Raw genomic sequence first — 16,312 nt, 5'->3', positions numbered from 1 at the left:
TGCTTTTCTCCATTATACTTGCTCCACCCCGATCGTGACGGTATGTTCATCGATACTCCACGTCTTTTTTAAATCACCTTTCATCTGGTTAAAGATGATATCATTACACAAAGTTTCCTGCAATATATAATTGTTCATTTTTTCTATCGCCTGTTTCATATCCTCTGACGGGTCCGCATAAATTTTGATGCGGTCCATCACATCAAATCCGGCTTCTTTGCGCATTTTCTGCACACGATTGACAAATTCCCGGGCCAGACCTTCATGCAACAATTCCGGGGTTAATTCTATTTCCAGCGCCACGGTCAAATTCTGATCCGAATGCGCCGCCAGTCCCTCACGGCTTTCGATTTCCACCTGTATATCTTCGGGCTCAATGTAAATTTCATGGCCTTCCAGACTCACCTGTTCCCGGCCTTTATTGATCACCGCATTGACCTCCTCTTCCCCCATTTCCTCAATGAATGCGGCGACTTTGTTCACATTTTTGCCGAATTTGGGACCCAGGGTTTTGAAATTAGGCCTGGCGCTTTTGCTGAGCAATTCCTGTTCGGTTTCGGCATACCGGATTTGTTTTACATTTAACTCGTCTGTGATCAAAGGTTCCATACCTTTTAACAGATCACGCCGACGCTGATCCGGCGCCACCACCACAATCGCATTCAGGGGTTGACGCACCCGGATTCCCGTGTCATTCCGGACCGAACGCCCGGCTTCCACAATGCGGCGCACCAGATTCATACGCTCTTCCAGCGTGTCATCATGATAATCGACAAAGCCGCTGCCAGAACGCGGATATTCGCACAAATGCACACTATCCGACATATCGTCCTGCTTTGCAGTCAGATTTTTATAAACGGCTTCTGAAATAAACGGCGCGATGGGAGCCATGATTCTGGAAATGGTGATCAGACATTCGTACAGGGTCTGAAATGCGCCCTGCTTGTCTTTGCCCATTTCCGATTTCCAGAAACGTCGCCGCGACCGGCGCACGTACCAGTTGGAAAGATCGTCGATGACAAATTCCGATATGGCGCGTCCGGCTTTGGTGAGGTCATAGACCTGCAAGAGTTCGGTCACTTTTTGGGTCAGCGTATGCAGTGACGAACAAATCCATCGGTCGATTTCCGAGCGGTCGCCAACCGGAATGCGTTCGTTCTTATTATATTGAAATTTATCAATCTCGGCATACATGATGAAAAAATTATAGGTATTGACCAGAGTGCCGAAAAATTTGCGATTGACTTCATTCATGCCTTCCGGATCAAAACGGGTCGGCAACCAGGGCGGACTAACGGTCAGCAGGTACCAGCGCAGGGTGTCCGCGCCGTACTTGTCCATAGCCACAAACGGATTGACCACATTGCCTTTGGATTTGGACATTTTCTGTCCGTCTTTATCCAGGATATGTCCCAGGCTTACACAGGTCTTGTAAGTGGGTTCATCGAACAGAAAGGCGCCGATCACCAGCAGCGAATAGAACCAGCCGCGTGTCTGATCCACACCTTCGGATATGAAATCCGCCGGAAACTGGCTTTGGAATTTCTCCACATTTTCAAACGGGTAATGCCACTGCGCATACGGCATACTACCGGAATCGAACCAGCAGTCAATGACCTCGGGCACACGTTTCATACTGCCGCCGCATTCCGGGCAGGTCAAATCGATCTGGTCCACATAGGGTTTGTGCAGATCCAGATCATCCGGCACATCCCGTCCTTTTTCGCGCAACTCTTCAATGCCGCCGATACAGTCACTGTGCTCACAGGATTCGCAGCGCCACACCGGCAGGGGGGTTCCCCAGAACCGGTCGCGTGACAGAGACCAGTCGATGACATTGTCCAGCCATTCTCCGAACCGGCCGCTGCCGACTTCGGCGGGATACCAGTTGATCTTGTTGTTGTTGCGGATCAGTTTTTCCTTGATCGCTGTGGTTTCGATGTACCACGACTTGCGCGCGTAATACAACAGCGGGGATTTACAACGCCAGCAATGTGGATAACTGTGCTCAATTTTTTCGGATTTGTACAACAGACCGCGGTGTTTCAGGTCCACTAAAATATCCACGTCCGCGTCTTTGACAAACTTGCCGGCCCAGGGCGTCACCATCTCCATAAACTGACCGCTTTTGTTCACCGGATTGACCACCGGCAGATCATATTTTTTACCCACCTGATAATCGTCTTCACCAAACGCGGGCGCAATATGCACAATTCCGCTGCCGTCCGAGGTAGAAACAAAATCAGCCAGCAGCGTATAGTGGGCGCGCTTTTCCGGTTCGATAAAATCGAAAAACGGCTCATAGTCAATATCAGTGAGCTCGGAGCCCTTGTATTCTTTTAATATTTTATAGTTGCCGTCCAGCGCCAGCAGACGCTCTTCGGCCAAAATCAGTTTCTGACCCTTGTGTTCCACCTTGACATAGGTGACATCCGGATTCAAAGCCAAAGCCACATTCGAAATCAGCGTCCACGGGGTGGTGGTCCAGACCAAAAAAAACGTATCCGGTTCGCTTTTCAGCTTGGCCTTGACAAAAATGGACGGGTCTTTGACGGTTTCATAACCCTGAGACACTTCATGACCGGACAGCGGCGTCTCACAATGCGGGCAATAGGGAAGGATTTTAAAGCCCTGGTAGATCAGTCCTTTTTTCCAAAACTCTTTCAAAATCCACCAGACGGTTTCGATATAGTCATTGGTATACGTAATGTACGGATCGTCCAGGTCCACCCAGTACCCCATGCGCCGCGTCAACTCATCCCATTCCTGTTTGTAGGTCCAGACACTTTCATGACAGGCTTTGTTGAATGTTTCCACGCCGTACGCTTCGACCTGGTCTTTGCCGTCCAGTCCGAGATTTTTCTCCACTTCGATCTCGACCGGCAGACCATGCGTATCCCATCCGGCCTTGCGCTCGACGCGGTAGCCCTGCATGGTTTTCAGGCGGCACACCGTATCCTTGACCGCACGCGAAATCACGTGATGAATACCGGGTTTTCCGTTGGCGGTCGGAGGCCCTTCAAAGAAAACGAACGGGTTATCTGCAGGACGCTCTTCCACGCTGCGTTCGAACACGTTGTCTTTATCCCATTGCTTTAGAATCTCTGTTTCCAGCTCGGCCAGTTTGTTGCTGTCCAGTTTATTATACATCGTTTCGCACCCGTTTTATCGTTTTGCGTATTTTTTTAAAATAGGTTCCAGTTTGTCAATGGTCTCCTGCGGCCACAACTCCCGCGGTGTCATAAAAGAACCGGACAGCGCCTTCGCGCAGGAACAGTCCTGCTGTTCGGGGATTTGCGGGATCACGCGGCGTAAAATTTTTTTGGCCGTTTGGGTATTGGCCTGGATATAATTCATGATCATTTCCACAGACACGGTTTCGCCGGTTTCGGCTTCGTACCAGCAGTCAAAATCAGTCACCAGCGCCAGGGTTGCATAACAGATTTCCGCTTCCCGGGCCAGTTTGGCTTCGCTAACCTGAGTCATACCGATCACATCCATTCCCCATTGACGGTAGGTTTCGGATTCGGCCAGCGTGGAAAACTGCGGGCCCTCCACATTGATATAAATACCGCCGTCGTGTACATTGGCATCGATCCCGGCTCCGGCCTGCAGCAGCAGTTGGCGCAGATGGGCGCACAGGGGATCGGCGAATTGGATATGCGCCACAATCCCGTCACCGAAAAACGTATGCGCCCGCGCCTGATTGGTGCGGTCGAACAGTTGGTCAATGATGACCGCATCCGTGGGTTTGTAATCCTTGCGCAGGGAGCCCACGGCAGACACGGATAGTATATGCTGCACGCCCAGGGATTTGAATCCGTAAATATTGGCCCGGTTGTTCACTTCGGTGGGCAGCAGCCGGTGTCCTTTGCCGTGCCGCGGCAGAAAAACAATCTGTTTTCCCTCCAGTTCACCGATACTGTACACATCAGACGGTTCTCCGAACGGCGTGTCTATGCGTTCTTGCCGCAACGTACGCAGTCCTTCTATTTCATAGAGTCCTGAGCCGCCGATAATTCCAATTCGTTGTGTCATAGGGCCTTTATCTCTGTCAAAATATGCTGTATCAATTGGGTTAACACCGGACGCTGCATTTCAGCGACCTGTTTCACATCTTTGGCTGTCACATTCTGCATGGCGCCGGGCAGAGACTGATCGGTGACCAGTGTCAGACCCAGCACGCGCATACCGAGTTGCCGGGCTCTGGCCACTTCGGGGACTACGGACATGCCGATGATATCGGCGCCCATTCGCCGGTACATGCGAATCTCCGCCTCGGTCGGCAGAGCCGGGCCGGTGATACCGGCCAGAACCGCAGGATGCAACATCGCTCCGGTCTTCCGCGCAGCTCGTTCGGCGCAATCTCTCAAATTCAGATCAAACGCGGCGCTCATATCCGTAAATCCGGTATAGCCCTGGAGATCGGTAAACAGGCTGCCGGTCAAATTGATCTGATCCGTCAAGCAGGCCAGCGTACCCGAATGCAAATGCGGGCGAATCCCGCCCGCGGCATGCGTCATTATGACCTGTTTGACACCCAGAGCGGCCAGCACATCAACAGGAAACACCACATCGGCAAAAGAATGTCCTTCGTACAGATGATAGCGGCCCTGTAAAACACAAATATCCGTCATCCAGCGCCCGAAGACCAGGCGTCCGGGATGAAATGCCACATCTGATACCGGGAAACCGGGGATGTCAGAGAATGCTACAGACTCTGCATCACATACTTGTCCGGCCATATCGGCCAGACCGGTCCCGAGGATCAGGGCCGTATCGGCACGGTTGTCATATGATTTTAGATCATCACAGGCGCGATTCAGTCTGTCGGTTCTGCGTTCTGCCACCGGCTCAGCCGGGATTGCGGTCACGTTCGGATGTCTCACTGTCGGGTCTCGGATGGAGGGCTCGCCGGGACTGGTATTGACTGCTTTCGGCATTCTGCTGCGCCGGGCGCTGCGGTTTGCGGCTGCCGACGGACTCTGACTCCATGACATCCAGCATGTCCAGTTGCGACTCGAGCATATGCCGCAATCGTTTGTTGATGGCGTCTCGCTGTGATTTCAACAGACTGATCTCATGCCGAATGGAGAACAATTCTTCGCGCGCATCCTTGATAATGTTCTCGGCTTTGAGTTCGGCTTCGTGCATGATAATTTCAGCCTCACGCCGCGAGTTTTCGCGGGAATCTTCCATTGTGCTCTGAGCCTTGACCAGTGTATCCCGCAACGACGTTTCGACCTGCTTGTAATCGCGAAGCTGAGTGCGCAATTTGATCAGCTCGTCGTTCATCTGATTCTTTTCCCGAATCATGACTTCAAATTCATCGGCGATCATGGTCAAAAACGCATCGACTTCTTCCTGATCGTATCCGCGCATGACCCGTTTGAAATCATGCTTGCGTAGTTCCAGCGGTGTTAACTTCATATCCGACCACCTATTGCATTTACATGGCTAAATATTTCAAAGTCGATACCAGAAATCTATCCAAAAAAATGAGCGCAAAGATGACAATGAGCGGTGAAAGGTCCAGTCCTCCGATCGGCGGAACATAACGGCGCACCCAACCCAGAACCGGATCCGTAATCTGATGGATAAATCGCACAAACCCATTGTACGGATTCGGATTAATCCAGGACATCACAGCTCTGATAATAATTATATACATATACAAAGTCAACGCCAGATGCATTACATCGGCCAAAGCGTTGAAAAAATTGGCTAATATTTGCATAATAAATCGCCTTTGCTTTATTTTACATCTTTACAACCGTAAACGAAAAGATTTATAATATACATGTCACATACCTAAAATGCAATTAAAATTTAACGGAAAGTCCGGGCGCTTTTGCCAGCGCATTGGCGATGATATGTTCAGCGTCCTGTTTTAACTGCTGCAAATGCGTTTCTCCCTTAAAGCTCTCCATATAAATTTTATTGATATCTTCGGTGCCGGAGGGACGCGCCGCGAACCAGCCATTGCGTGTCACCACTTTTAATCCGCCGATGGGCGCGTCATTGCCCGGCGCCCGGGTCAGAATGTTTTCGATCGGATCTCCGGCCAGCTCTTTTTCCGTAATCGCGTCCGGTGATAATTGTTTCATGCGCGATTTCTGTTCCGCATTCGCCGGCGATTCGATGCGTGCATACATTGGCGCTCCGAATTCCCGGGTCAGGTCCTGATAAATGTCTCCCGGATCTTTATCGGTTTTCGCCATAATTTCGGCGGATAATAAAGCCAGGATAAATCCGTCCTTGTCCGTGGTCCAGACCGACCCGTCTTTGCGCAGAAATGAGGCGCCGGCGCTTTCTTCGCCGCTGAATCCGCAGGTTCCGTCCAGCAAATCATCGACAAACCATTTGAATCCCACCGGCACTTCTTTGACCTCGCGTCCCAGATGCCCGGCCACCCGGTCGATCATGGAACTGGACACCAGGGTTTTGCCCACTTTGACGTCTTTATGCCACTGCGGACGGTTTTGAAACAAATACCAGACCGCCACAGACAAGTAGTGATTCGGATTCAGCAGTCCCGACTGCCGGGTGACGATGCCGTGCCGGTCAAAGTCGGGGTCATTGCCAAAGGCAATATCATATTGATCTTTCAGGCTCAGCAGTCCGGCCATGGCATAGGGAGAGGAACAGTCCATGCGGATTTTTCCGTCATGATCCAGAGTCATAAACTGAAACGATGGATCGTAATGACCGTTGCGCTCTTCAATATTCAAATGATAGCGTTCGGCAATGGGCTGCCAGTAGGCGATACCGGATCCGCCCAGGGCATCGGCGCAAAGACTCAAACCGGCGCTGCGAATCGCGTCCAAATCCAGAATGGTCTCCAGATCATCCACATAGGCGGAGATATAGTCAATAAACTGCACATCGCTGCTGCGCAGCGCCGCGCTATAAGGAATGCGCCGCACGCGTGACATGTTGCCGTCCAGAATGGCATTGGCGCGCTCCGCAATCCATGCGGTGATGCCCGTGTCCGCCGGGCCGCCGCTGGGCGGATTGTATTTGATACCGCCGTTGTCCGGCGGATTGTGCGACGGTGTGATGATAATGCCGTCCGCTTTGTCATCGTGCTGCCGGTTCCAGGTCAGAATGGCATGCGACACCACAGGTGTCGGTGTAAATCCCAGATTTTCATCCACATTCACAGTCAGGCGGTTACCGGTCAGCACCTCCAGCACGCTGCGGAACGCCGGCTCGGACAGGGCGTGCGTGTCTTTACCAAGATAAATCGGTCCTGTGATACGGTTTTGTCTGCGGTAATCACAGATAGCCTGGGCGACGGCCAGGATATGATGTTCATTAAATGATGTATTCGAAGTGCCCCGATGACCGGAGGTCCCGAACGACACCTGTTCGCCGGGCCTGTAAACATCCGGAGTCTGCCCATAGTATGAACTGATCAGCGCCGGAATATCAACACGCAATTCCGGCGGCACAGGCTGACCCGCTTGTTCATGTATACTCATACAACCTCCTGTTCAACTATTAGACGAATCAAAAAATATCGTACGCACAACCATTGGCGTCCGTTTCACCGGACACGTATTCGCGCGTACCCAGATCTATATCCGACAATATAACAATTCCTTGAATATTCTTCCACCCCTTTTCCGACTCGCAAAACAAGGCGCAAACGCGCGCCGGCCTTTACCCCAAAACCCGGTCGGCGCCTTTGCCCTCGCGAATAATTTCGGGTTCTTCAGCAGTCAAATCAATGACGGTTGACGGATGCAGTCCCGGTTCTTCGCTTTCCAGAATCAAATCCACCGCATGTCCGAACTGTTCTTCGATCTCGTCCATGTTAATCGTGTATTCATCCTGATACATACGCGCACTGGTGCTGATGATGGGATGCCCAAAGGCTTTTAGCAGCGCATGACATACCGGACTGTCCGGCACCCGAATGCCTACGGTCTTGCGTTTTTCCAGCAAGATTTTCGGCACCTCGCGGCTGGCTTGCAGAATAAACGTATAGGGGCCCGGAGTCAGACGTTTCATGATTTTGTAGGCCGGATTGGACACATGCGCATACTTTGCGATGTTTTTCAGATCCGGACAGATAAAACTCAAGCGGGATTTTTTGCGCGCCCCTTTGATCTGATAAATTTTTTGAATGGCTTTTTTATTGTGCAGATCACATCCCAGGCCGTATACCGTATCGGTCGGATAGATCAGCAATCCGCCTTGATTTAGCACATCCAGCGCTTTTTGCACAAAGCGTTTTTGCGGATTGACAGGATTGATGACAAATCGTTCCATAGGGTCCTCGTGGGTTAAGGGTTCCAGGATGACCAATTTAATTCAAACTCACGTACCGTGGCATAATGATAATCCGGCCGTTCGGTCAGCGGCCGCATATGGGGGCGGTCGAACCAGCTGACGCCGGCGCAGCGCATTCCGGCGGCGCGGGCTGCCTGGATGTCGCCGTTGCTGTCTCCCACATACATGGTCTCCTGCGGCGGCACACCCAGCTGTTCAGCCGCAGCGATCAATCCTTCCGGGTGCGGTTTGCCGTTCTCCACTTCATCCCCGGCTATGGTGACCTGAAACGCAAGATCGGGGAACAACAAGTTCAGAGAAATATCCAGTGTTTTTCGGCCCTTGCCGGTTACAATACCGACCGGCATGGTTCCGGCCATGTATTTTAATACATCGGGCAGACGTTCCGGCACCGGTACGTTGACATGCTGTTCGCGATAAAGATCGTAAAAGCGTTTCTGAACCGCCATCACATCAGGGTGATGGGCATATTGTTCAGCAATAATAACATCCTCGGCCGGACCGAACCAGCTGAGAACCGTCTCCGGCGGCAGCGCCTCGCCTTCATATTCAAAATGCAGGGTCTTGAAAACAGAGAATATGGTCGGCAGCGTATCCGCCAGGGTGCCGTCAAAATCAAACAAACAAGCTTTTATCGGCATAAATCAACACTCTTTTTTTTATTGACCGGGTGAATAAAACTCTAGTCCTGAATGCGGGCGCATGATCTGGCGGGTGAGCTCTTTGAAATCATCGTCGTTATTGACAAAATCGATTAATGTGCAGTTGATCACCAAAAGTGCGGTATCGTTATAATGAAAAAAGAATTTATTATAAGCCTCGTTCAGGGCGCGGATATAATCTTCGCTCATGTTTTTTTCATACGTCCGGCCGCGTTTTTTGATATTGTCCATCAGCCGTTCGGGCGTAGACTGCAGATACACCACCAGATCCGGCCTGGGTATTTCGCGTTCCAGCAGTTTGGCGACTTTATCGTAAAGCAGCAGTTCCCGGTCTTCCAGATTCAAATGCGCAAAGATACGGTCTTTGGCAAACAAATAATCGGATACGGTATATTCATGAAACAAACTGGGTTGCTGAAAACTTTCCAGCTGCTGTCGATAGCGGCTGAGCAAAAAAAACATCTGAGTCTGAAACGCAAACCGTTGCGGATCCTGATAAAAATCCTGTAAAAACGGATTCTCCTCCGGGCGTTCATAGATGATCTGGGCGTTCAGCTGCTCACCCAATTTACGCGCCAAACTGGTTTTTCCGGCTCCGATCACGCCTTCAATACAAATATATCGGGGTTCACCCACAGCGGCTCCTTTGTTCAATCAACTCTAATGACGGCGACGCCTGCACCCGGATGACACGTTCGTCAGTCTTTAGCCCGCGCAGCCCGTGTTCAACGGTTTTTCCGGTTCCGGGACGGTCAAATCCGGACCCACATCCTTTAACGGCTGCAGAACAAAACGCCGGCGCATCAATTCCGGATGCGGAACGCACAGCCCGTCCTCGCGGATTATCTTGTCACCATACAACAACAGGTCCAGATCGATCAGCCGCGGTCCCCAGCGCATCGTACGCACACGTCCCATACGGGTCTCGATCTGCAAAAACAACTGCAGCAGATGGCGCGCCTTCCGCTCAGTATCCAGAGCAGCGACGGCATTGTAAAAATCCGGTTGCTCAGTGATCCCGACCGGAGCGGTACAATAGATCGGCGACACCCGGAGCAGCGACACCCGGTCCGATGCATGAACACAGCTCAAAGCGGTGAGCAGATTTTTGTAGCGGTCGCCCTGATTGCTGCCCAGCCCCATATAGGCGCGCACGCTCATATCTGTTCACGTTTACGTGTAATCTCGATCTGAGTTCCATTTGCGAGACCGCCCAATGGGGCAAACGGTTTGCGCACCCGCACGGTCACCTGGTGGATGTCAAACGCATCCAGAAGCGTACGGGCAATGCGCTCACTCAGGGTTTCGATGAGATAAAAACGCTCCCGAACCACAATGCTCTCCACTTTGCGGTACACCTCGCGTACATCCACCACGTGCTTGAGATTATCGGTGGCCGCAGCCTGTGCAATATCGGTCAGCATCTCTATATCCACTTCGAATCGCTGACCGTTTTTCATTTCATCCTGTTCCAGTCCGTGATGCGCGTGAAAAATCATACCCATCACAGATAATTTATCATGTTTCATCAAGACCTGCCGTAAGATAAAAGTATTGCAATATATTAAAATAGCTTAAAATTGTCAAGACAATTCACCCGGCGGAAAATCTGTTAACTATCAATAAAATTAATCGATTATTTCATAAAAAGCACCGGCTGTCCGGAGAATGTGACATTTTCCTTTTAAAATTAAAACATTGTTCTTACGTTAATACAATACCGAAAAACAGGCGGTTGATTCAGAATAAAACACCCCGACCGGTGTATCTATATAGAGTCAAACAATGGATAAAATCAGGACCTGCAATGAACGACACACAAACGATAGTAGCGAATCAGGAGGCGGCCGCTGCGATTATCACCAGCGATGATGATGTCATCCGGGCCTGTCAGAGCGGCAGCAGGCAGGCGTACGGTTATCTGGTCAACCGGTATTCAAGACGGGCGTATTACACGGCTCTGGGACTGGTCGGTTGTCACGACAGCGCCATGGATCTATCCCAGGACGCGTTTGTGCGCGCCTTTCGCCAAATCTCGTCTTTCAAGCCGGGCAGCCGCTTTTTCACCTGGTATTACCGGATTCTGCGCAATCTTTGTCTGAACTATATTCGTGACAAAAAACGCCACGCGCGTTCATTTTCTGAATGCGACCCCCGGGACCTTTTGACGCTTTCGGATCAGACCGAGGATATCTCACAGCATATAGAACAGGAGGAACAGCAGGCGGCTGTCTGGAAGGTATTGGCACAGATCAAGCAGGAAGAACGTGAAATTATTGTCTTGAAGGATTTCCAGAATTTATCCTATAAAGAAATCGCAGAATGTTTGAATTGTCCGCAGGGCACCGTCATGTCGCGGTTGTACCATGCGCGGCGAGCTTTGAAAGCAGCAGTTGAAAGGATCTATCCATGACGGACACGAAACGAAAACGATTTGAACAATTGATGATGCAAAACCTGGATAATGAAATATCGGGACAGGAACGCCGGGAACTGGATGTCATGATGAAGGAACATGATGCATGGCGCCGGGAGTACGAATCGTTCAAACAATTAAAGGAGGTCACCCAAAACATGGACTTTAAAAAACAGCCTCTGGAAACATGGGACCTGTACTGGACCCGTGTGTACAATCGTCTCGAACGCAATGTCGCATGGATTCTGCTCTCCATCGGCGCAGCAATTAGCCTGACGTTCGCGGGATTTGAAATGATTGAACAGATTATCCTGGACCCGCATCTGCATCTCATGGTTAAAATCGGATTTTTATGTGTATTGGCCGGCGGCGCTCTGCTGCTGGTTTCAACCGTCAGAGAACGCATTAAAACCGGTCGCAACGACCCATACAAGGAGGTTATTCGATGATAGTGACACCGTCAAGCGGAATTACAGGAAAACGCATTACCGAGACCATCGGACTGGTGCGCGGCAATACCATACGCGTCCGGCACCTGGGCCATGACATCATGGCCGGTTTGAAAACACTGGTAGGCGGAGAAATCCAGGAATACACCAAACTCATGGCCGAAGCCCGTGAACAGGCCATCGACCGAATGATTCAGGTGGCAAAGAGTGAAGGAGCTGACGCGATTGTTGATGTTCAGTTTTCAACCAGCTACATCATGGGGTCTGCCGCGGAAATTCTGGTGTATGGAACAGCCGTTAAACTGCAGGATGAATAAAGACTTTTGGCCAGCACGCTTACAGGGGAATTTGTGCTGGCCAGCTTGAAAAAATATTGAGAGTTTTACGGGCTAAAATTGCACAATTAATTTGAAACAGCCAACGCCTATCCTGTTTTGAAATGCATTTAAAATAGCGCACATTATTCAGGCTTTTGAAAGGGCTTGAGGTTTATCAAACGGATGCAGCCGGAGCATGGAAAACGATAGACGATTCAGCTTTTCATTCTCTACCTCCTATCATCATGCGTTGGGCCGGTCGTGAGAGGGGGCGGCCCAGCGCATACGGGCGTTCAATGGGGAAACAAATGAAGCAAAATGACCATCATAATCAGAGCCGGCAAAAAGTTGCTTACCTTGATGCGTTTCAGACTCCAAAAGGTTTATGCCCAGGGCCAGAATCATCAAGCCACCCACCGCCGTCAATTCGCTAATCAGCGTCTGAGACAAAAACTCGCCAAACAGCGCGGCCAGCAGTGTAATCCCGCCCTGAAATAAAATTAGGGGAATTACGGAAAACATCACACCGATTCCGAATGCCGTTGTGAGCGCAATAGATGAGAAGAAATCCAGCATGGATTTGGTCAGCAGCAGGCGCGGCGGATTTCCCAATCCTTCCTCGATCGCGCCCAGCAGGGTCAGAGACCCGATACAGAACAGCAAAAAAGCGGTGATCAGACCTTCGGTAAAACGCTGGTTTTCGGTTTTTAGATGCCGGGCCAGAACATCGGAAAGTGAATTCAGCCGCTCTTCCAGGTGCACGGCTTCACCCAGCAATCCGCCGGTCACCAGACTGAGAATCAGCAGCAGCTCGTGCCCGGTTTTGAGGGCCATGGAAACACCGAGAAAAATGGTAAACAGCCCAATGGCCTGAAAGACAATCCGGGTAAAGCGCTCGGGCAGTCTGCGGTGAATGAGCAGACCCAGTGTACTGCCGATAATAACAGCCGCAGCATTGACCCATGTTCCTGTCATATGCACTCCTGATTTTTATGTTCGCTGTGCGGCGTTCCGGTCTTTTCCGCCGCAGGCCGCAGTTTGTGAAATTCCTTGGAATTTCGTTGCAAAACTGCTATGTTGCAGATATAGAATGTAACAGAAGGAGAGCAATATGTCAAGCCTGAGTCAAAAAGAATTGATACAACTAATTCAATCCGTTTTTCCCAAACTCGACGGCGATCGTCAACTGGCCCTGCTTGTGGATGTGCCCAATCAATCCGCAGACGACACTGACCTCTGGAAAACACGCCGTTCTTTTGCCGAATCGTGGGCGGCACAATTAAAAGAGGCTCAATCCGAACTGGACCTCGAGGTACGGCTGGTCGGTTACGCCAGTGTGGATTCCAACAATGCGGATCTGCCGCTGGAGTTTTATCCGGTCGACTCTCTGCCGGATGTATCCTCAAATTTCGGCAAAGATTCCATTCCCGCCGCCGACTTTTTTTCCAGCACTCAAATTATCATGGCGCCCACCCAGTATTCTGCAACCGCCCCCTTAAAAGTGGCAGCAAGCCGGTACGGATTCCGCGCGGCCACCATGCCCGGCTTTTCCGAGGCCATGATCCCGGCGTTGCGCATTGATTACGAACGTGTAAACCGGCGTTGTCAACTGCTGCGAAAAAAACTCAATGACGCCGAAGAAGCCAAAGTGGAATTTGAATCGGACGGCGAAACGGTCGTTGTGCACTTTGACTTGCGTCATCGTCACGCGCATGCCAGCAGCGGACGCTTTCCCGATCCCGGTACCGCCGGCAACCTGCCCAGCGGCGAAACGTATATTGTGCCGTATGAGGGGGAATTGGATATTCCCAGTGAAACCCACGGGGTTCTGCCGGTGCAGTTTGATGACGAGGTGGTTCTGTTCCGCGTCAAAGACAACAAAGCCACTGAAGTATTGGTCACGGACCACAGAGCCGCAAACAGCAGGATTATCTGGACCACGAACCCGCCTATCGCAATATGGCGGAACTGGGATTCGGATTTCTTTCCGATTTCGGACTCGGACCCATCGGCGCCGTGCTGTTGGATGAAAAACTGGGCTTTCATGTGGCATTCGGACGCAGCGATCATTTCGGCGGTGCTGTCGGACCCTCGGATTTTACATCACCGTCAGCTGTGGTTCATATCGACCGTATCTATATTCCGGAAACCCAGCCCGCTGTCCGGTTGAAACGTATCGAGCTGCTGTATCTGAAATCCAGTGAGACCATCCTGGTTGACGGTGAGTACCAGATTTTTAAAGATATGTAAATGTCAACGGGGATAGAGTGCTCTCCCATCTTCCCCGAGCTATAGGGTGGGGCTATGAAACAAAGTCTGCCTAATCTGACTATTCGGAGCAGTCATGTATCAAAAGAAAGAGCTCTCAGTATCTGTTCAATGCGTTTGCCAGTGGGTATGGACTGCTCATAGAAGACATGATGCACCTTCACCGCCAGAACGGCAAAGCGGTCTGGGGGATAACACGTTCAGGAAACGCATCAGCATGACGGGTTAAAAAATGCGCCGCTGTTGTAATAGTGAAACAGCTGCCGCGACGGCCCGCTGTCATATTCATGAATATGATGCGACAATTCGCCGGCGCTCATATTGCCGTTCTTCCAGGACTGAAATTTTTTGTACAATTCCTGCATATATCCGGCAAGTTCGCGTTCATACGCTTCGATTTTCAAATGCCGGAGTTCTTTTTTCAGATGCTGCAATATGTTACTTCCCTCGCTTTTATTTCATCCCCAATTTACGGCCCTGCTGCAGCAGAGCAATGGCTTCCCGAATTCTGCGATCTCGGGTTTCAGCACGTTTGGCTGCAGCGACCCAGCCGATGTACTGTCAGCCGCATCCGCGGATACGCCTGCCGCGCAAGCCAGACAACCGGCTGCGCATTGTTTCATAAACACCCGTCGTGTTGGTTTCATACATCCCTCAGAAAAGGGTTCGCTGCCATGCAGTGTTGATTTTAACAATGTAATTTACGGGATGAATTAAAAAACTGCAACTGTTTTTGCAGTATACGAATCATCATGGATGATCATATCATTAAAAAAAGCTTCTGAAAAAATCAGCGGTTTCGGGAATCTTATCGTATGAAAAGGAGATTTATGAGCAAATCCCATAAATGGACCCATCATGACATCCCGGATCAATCGGGAAAGACTGTGATCGTCACCGGCGCCAACAGCGGTATCGGATTTGAAGCGGCCAAGGCTTTGGCCGGTAAAGGCGCCCGGCTGATCTTGGCTTGTCGGGATCGGGCCAAATGTCCGGCCGCCGCCGAATCCATAATATCCGAACATCCGAATGCGGATGCGCATCCCATGCATCTGGATCTGGCCGAACTGGAAAGCGTTTTCCGCTTCGCCGATGAGTTCAGAAGTCATTATAAAGACCTGAATATTCTTATCAACAACGCCGGCGTGATGATGCCGCCGTATTCAAAAACCCGGGACGGTTTTGAGCTGCAGTTCGGAGTCAATCATCTGGGCCATTTTGCTTTAGACGGTCTGCTCATCGATCTGTTGGTGAATACGCCCGGAGAAACCCGGGTGGTGACGGTGAGCAGTTACGCGCACACCACCGGTGATCTGGATTTCGGGATCTGAACTGGGAACAGCGCAAATACAATAAAGTCCGGGCCTATGGCGACAGCAAACTGGCCAATCTGTATTTTGCGTTTGAACTGCAGCGTAAACTGCACGCGTCCGGTGCGAACAGCATCTCGGTGGCCAGTCATCCGGGCTGGACTGCCACCAACCTGCAGCGTCACGTCTCGCTGGCCGCTCTGCTAAATCCGCTGGTCGGTCAAAATCAGGAACACGGCGCCTGGCCTGCAGAATACGCGGCCGTAGCCGGCGAGCTGCGCGGCGGCGAGTTTATCGGACCGGATGGCTGGATGCAGGCGCGCGGTCATCCGACACTGGTAGAGGCGAAAGCGCTGGCCTATGACCGGGACACTGCCGCGCGGCTGTGGCGCGAGTCGGAAGATATGAGCGGTGTCAAATGGTCGTTGTAACCCATTCTGCCCGGCCGCATACGCGGCGCTGTCATTTTTCAGGTGGATTCCTGACAGATTCCGGTTTGGTGCATCGGAAACAGCAACAGCACAATAAAAATTCTCAAAAGATAGCACTCGGTGCAGCTTTGGGGACAAGCACGGACATCACCATTTGATTT

18 protein-coding genes and 1 pseudogene are annotated in these 16,312 nt (G+C 51.1%); 5 read left to right on the top strand and 14 right to left on the bottom strand.

Features of this window, described 5'->3' with window-relative positions:
- Positions 1 to 12 precede the first annotated feature (12 nt).
- The 11 genes from ileS to folB all read right to left on the bottom strand — a co-directional run bounded on the left by ileS (position 13) and on the right by folB (position 10,489).
- Positions 13 to 3,150 (bottom strand): isoleucine--tRNA ligase, encoded by a 3,138-nt coding sequence (ileS, locus tag U5R06_23320; protein MDZ7725672.1) that lies wholly within the window; start codon positions 3,148 to 3,150, stop codon positions 13 to 15.
- Positions 3,151 to 3,165: 15 nt separating this feature from the next.
- The gene (mtnP, locus tag U5R06_23315; protein MDZ7725671.1) at positions 3,166 to 4,038 is read right to left on the bottom strand and encodes an S-methyl-5'-thioadenosine phosphorylase; all 873 of its coding nucleotides are present in this window, start codon (positions 4,036 to 4,038) and stop codon (positions 3,166 to 3,168) included.
- Positions 4,035 to 4,943 (bottom strand): purine-nucleoside phosphorylase, encoded by a 909-nt coding sequence (locus U5R06_23310; protein ID MDZ7725670.1) that lies wholly within the window; start codon positions 4,941 to 4,943, stop codon positions 4,035 to 4,037. The genes mtnP and U5R06_23310 overlap by 4 nt, the downstream gene beginning before the upstream one ends.
- Positions 4,855 to 5,430 carry a DivIVA domain-containing protein gene (locus U5R06_23305; GenBank protein MDZ7725669.1) on the bottom strand — a complete coding sequence of 192 codons (576 nt, stop codon included), beginning with the start codon at positions 5,428 to 5,430 and terminating at the stop codon, positions 4,855 to 4,857. The genes U5R06_23310 and U5R06_23305 overlap by 89 nt, the downstream gene beginning before the upstream one ends.
- Before the next feature lie 19 nt (positions 5,431 to 5,449).
- The gene (locus tag U5R06_23300) at positions 5,450 to 5,737 is read right to left on the bottom strand and encodes a YggT family protein (GenBank protein ID MDZ7725668.1); all 288 of its coding nucleotides are present in this window, start codon (positions 5,735 to 5,737) and stop codon (positions 5,450 to 5,452) included.
- An 85-nt stretch (positions 5,738 to 5,822) separates the two neighbouring features.
- The gene (gene pgm / locus U5R06_23295; protein ID MDZ7725667.1) at positions 5,823 to 7,484 is read right to left on the bottom strand and encodes a phosphoglucomutase (alpha-D-glucose-1,6-bisphosphate-dependent); all 1,662 of its coding nucleotides are present in this window, start codon (positions 7,482 to 7,484) and stop codon (positions 5,823 to 5,825) included.
- Positions 7,485 to 7,665: 181 nt separating this feature from the next.
- Positions 7,666 to 8,277 (bottom strand): L-threonylcarbamoyladenylate synthase, encoded by a 612-nt coding sequence (locus tag U5R06_23290; GenBank protein MDZ7725666.1) that lies wholly within the window; start codon positions 8,275 to 8,277, stop codon positions 7,666 to 7,668.
- Between the two features lie 14 nt (positions 8,278 to 8,291).
- A complete protein-coding gene (locus U5R06_23285; GenBank protein ID MDZ7725665.1) occupies positions 8,292 to 8,939 on the bottom strand; it encodes an HAD family hydrolase in 648 nt (215 codons plus the stop codon).
- Positions 8,940 to 8,957: 18 nt separating this feature from the next.
- The gene (locus tag U5R06_23280) at positions 8,958 to 9,596 is read right to left on the bottom strand and encodes a deoxynucleoside kinase (GenBank protein ID MDZ7725664.1); all 639 of its coding nucleotides are present in this window, start codon (positions 9,594 to 9,596) and stop codon (positions 8,958 to 8,960) included.
- A gap of 69 nt (positions 9,597 to 9,665) precedes the next feature.
- Positions 9,666 to 10,121 carry a 2-amino-4-hydroxy-6-hydroxymethyldihydropteridine diphosphokinase gene (gene folK, locus U5R06_23275; protein ID MDZ7725663.1) on the bottom strand — a complete coding sequence of 152 codons (456 nt, stop codon included), beginning with the start codon at positions 10,119 to 10,121 and terminating at the stop codon, positions 9,666 to 9,668.
- On the bottom strand, positions 10,118 to 10,489 hold the full coding sequence (gene folB, locus U5R06_23270) for a dihydroneopterin aldolase (GenBank protein ID MDZ7725662.1): 372 nt from the start codon (positions 10,487 to 10,489) through the stop codon (positions 10,118 to 10,120). Before folB ends, folK begins: the two co-directional genes overlap by 4 nt.
- Positions 10,490 to 10,767: 278 nt before the next feature.
- Here folB and U5R06_23265 point away from each other — a divergent pair, with 278 nt between their 5' ends.
- Genes U5R06_23265 through U5R06_23255 form a run of 3 tightly spaced genes read left to right on the top strand, consistent with a single transcriptional unit; the run spans position 10,768 to position 12,142 of the window.
- A complete protein-coding gene (locus tag U5R06_23265; GenBank protein ID MDZ7725661.1) occupies positions 10,768 to 11,373 on the top strand; it encodes a sigma-70 family RNA polymerase sigma factor in 606 nt (201 codons plus the stop codon).
- Positions 11,370 to 11,825 carry a hypothetical protein gene (locus U5R06_23260; GenBank protein MDZ7725660.1) on the top strand — a complete coding sequence of 152 codons (456 nt, stop codon included), beginning with the start codon at positions 11,370 to 11,372 and terminating at the stop codon, positions 11,823 to 11,825. The genes U5R06_23265 and U5R06_23260 overlap by 4 nt, the downstream gene beginning before the upstream one ends.
- Positions 11,822 to 12,142: a heavy metal-binding domain-containing protein gene (locus tag U5R06_23255; GenBank protein MDZ7725659.1), complete on the top strand. Its 321-nt coding sequence runs from the start codon at positions 11,822 to 11,824 to the stop codon at positions 12,140 to 12,142. Before U5R06_23260 ends, U5R06_23255 begins: the two co-directional genes overlap by 4 nt.
- 243 nt (positions 12,143 to 12,385) lie before the next feature.
- Here the strand turns inward: U5R06_23255 and U5R06_23250 are convergent, their stop codons facing one another.
- A complete protein-coding gene (locus tag U5R06_23250) occupies positions 12,386 to 13,117 on the bottom strand; it encodes a DUF554 domain-containing protein (protein MDZ7725658.1) in 732 nt (243 codons plus the stop codon).
- 136 nt (positions 13,118 to 13,253) lie between these two features.
- Between U5R06_23250 and U5R06_23245 the strand changes: the two genes are divergently transcribed.
- A complete protein-coding gene (locus U5R06_23245) occupies positions 13,254 to 14,312 on the top strand; it encodes a hypothetical protein (GenBank protein MDZ7725657.1) in 1,059 nt (352 codons plus the stop codon).
- 310 nt (positions 14,313 to 14,622) lie between these two features.
- Here the strand turns inward: U5R06_23245 and U5R06_23240 are convergent, their stop codons facing one another.
- Together U5R06_23240 and U5R06_23235 are read right to left on the bottom strand one after the other, a co-directional pair.
- A complete protein-coding gene (locus U5R06_23240) occupies positions 14,623 to 14,844 on the bottom strand; it encodes a hypothetical protein (protein ID MDZ7725656.1) in 222 nt (73 codons plus the stop codon).
- A gap of 24 nt (positions 14,845 to 14,868) precedes the next feature.
- Positions 14,869 to 15,057 carry a twin-arginine translocation signal domain-containing protein gene (locus tag U5R06_23235; GenBank protein MDZ7725655.1) on the bottom strand — a complete coding sequence of 63 codons (189 nt, stop codon included), beginning with the start codon at positions 15,055 to 15,057 and terminating at the stop codon, positions 14,869 to 14,871.
- 183 nt (positions 15,058 to 15,240) lie between these two features.
- Here U5R06_23235 and U5R06_23230 point away from each other — a divergent pair.
- Positions 15,241 to 16,151, top strand: a pseudogene (locus tag U5R06_23230) (oxidoreductase).
- Positions 16,152 to 16,312: the final 161 nt, after the last annotated feature.

It is taken from the genome of candidate division KSB1 bacterium, assembly GCA_034521575.1.
Classification (GTDB): domain Bacteria; phylum Zhuqueibacterota; class Zhuqueibacteria; order Residuimicrobiales; family Krinioviventaceae; genus JAXHMJ01.
Note: the sequence above shows the minus strand (reverse complement) of the source record. Positions and strands in the feature narration are given on the sequence as shown.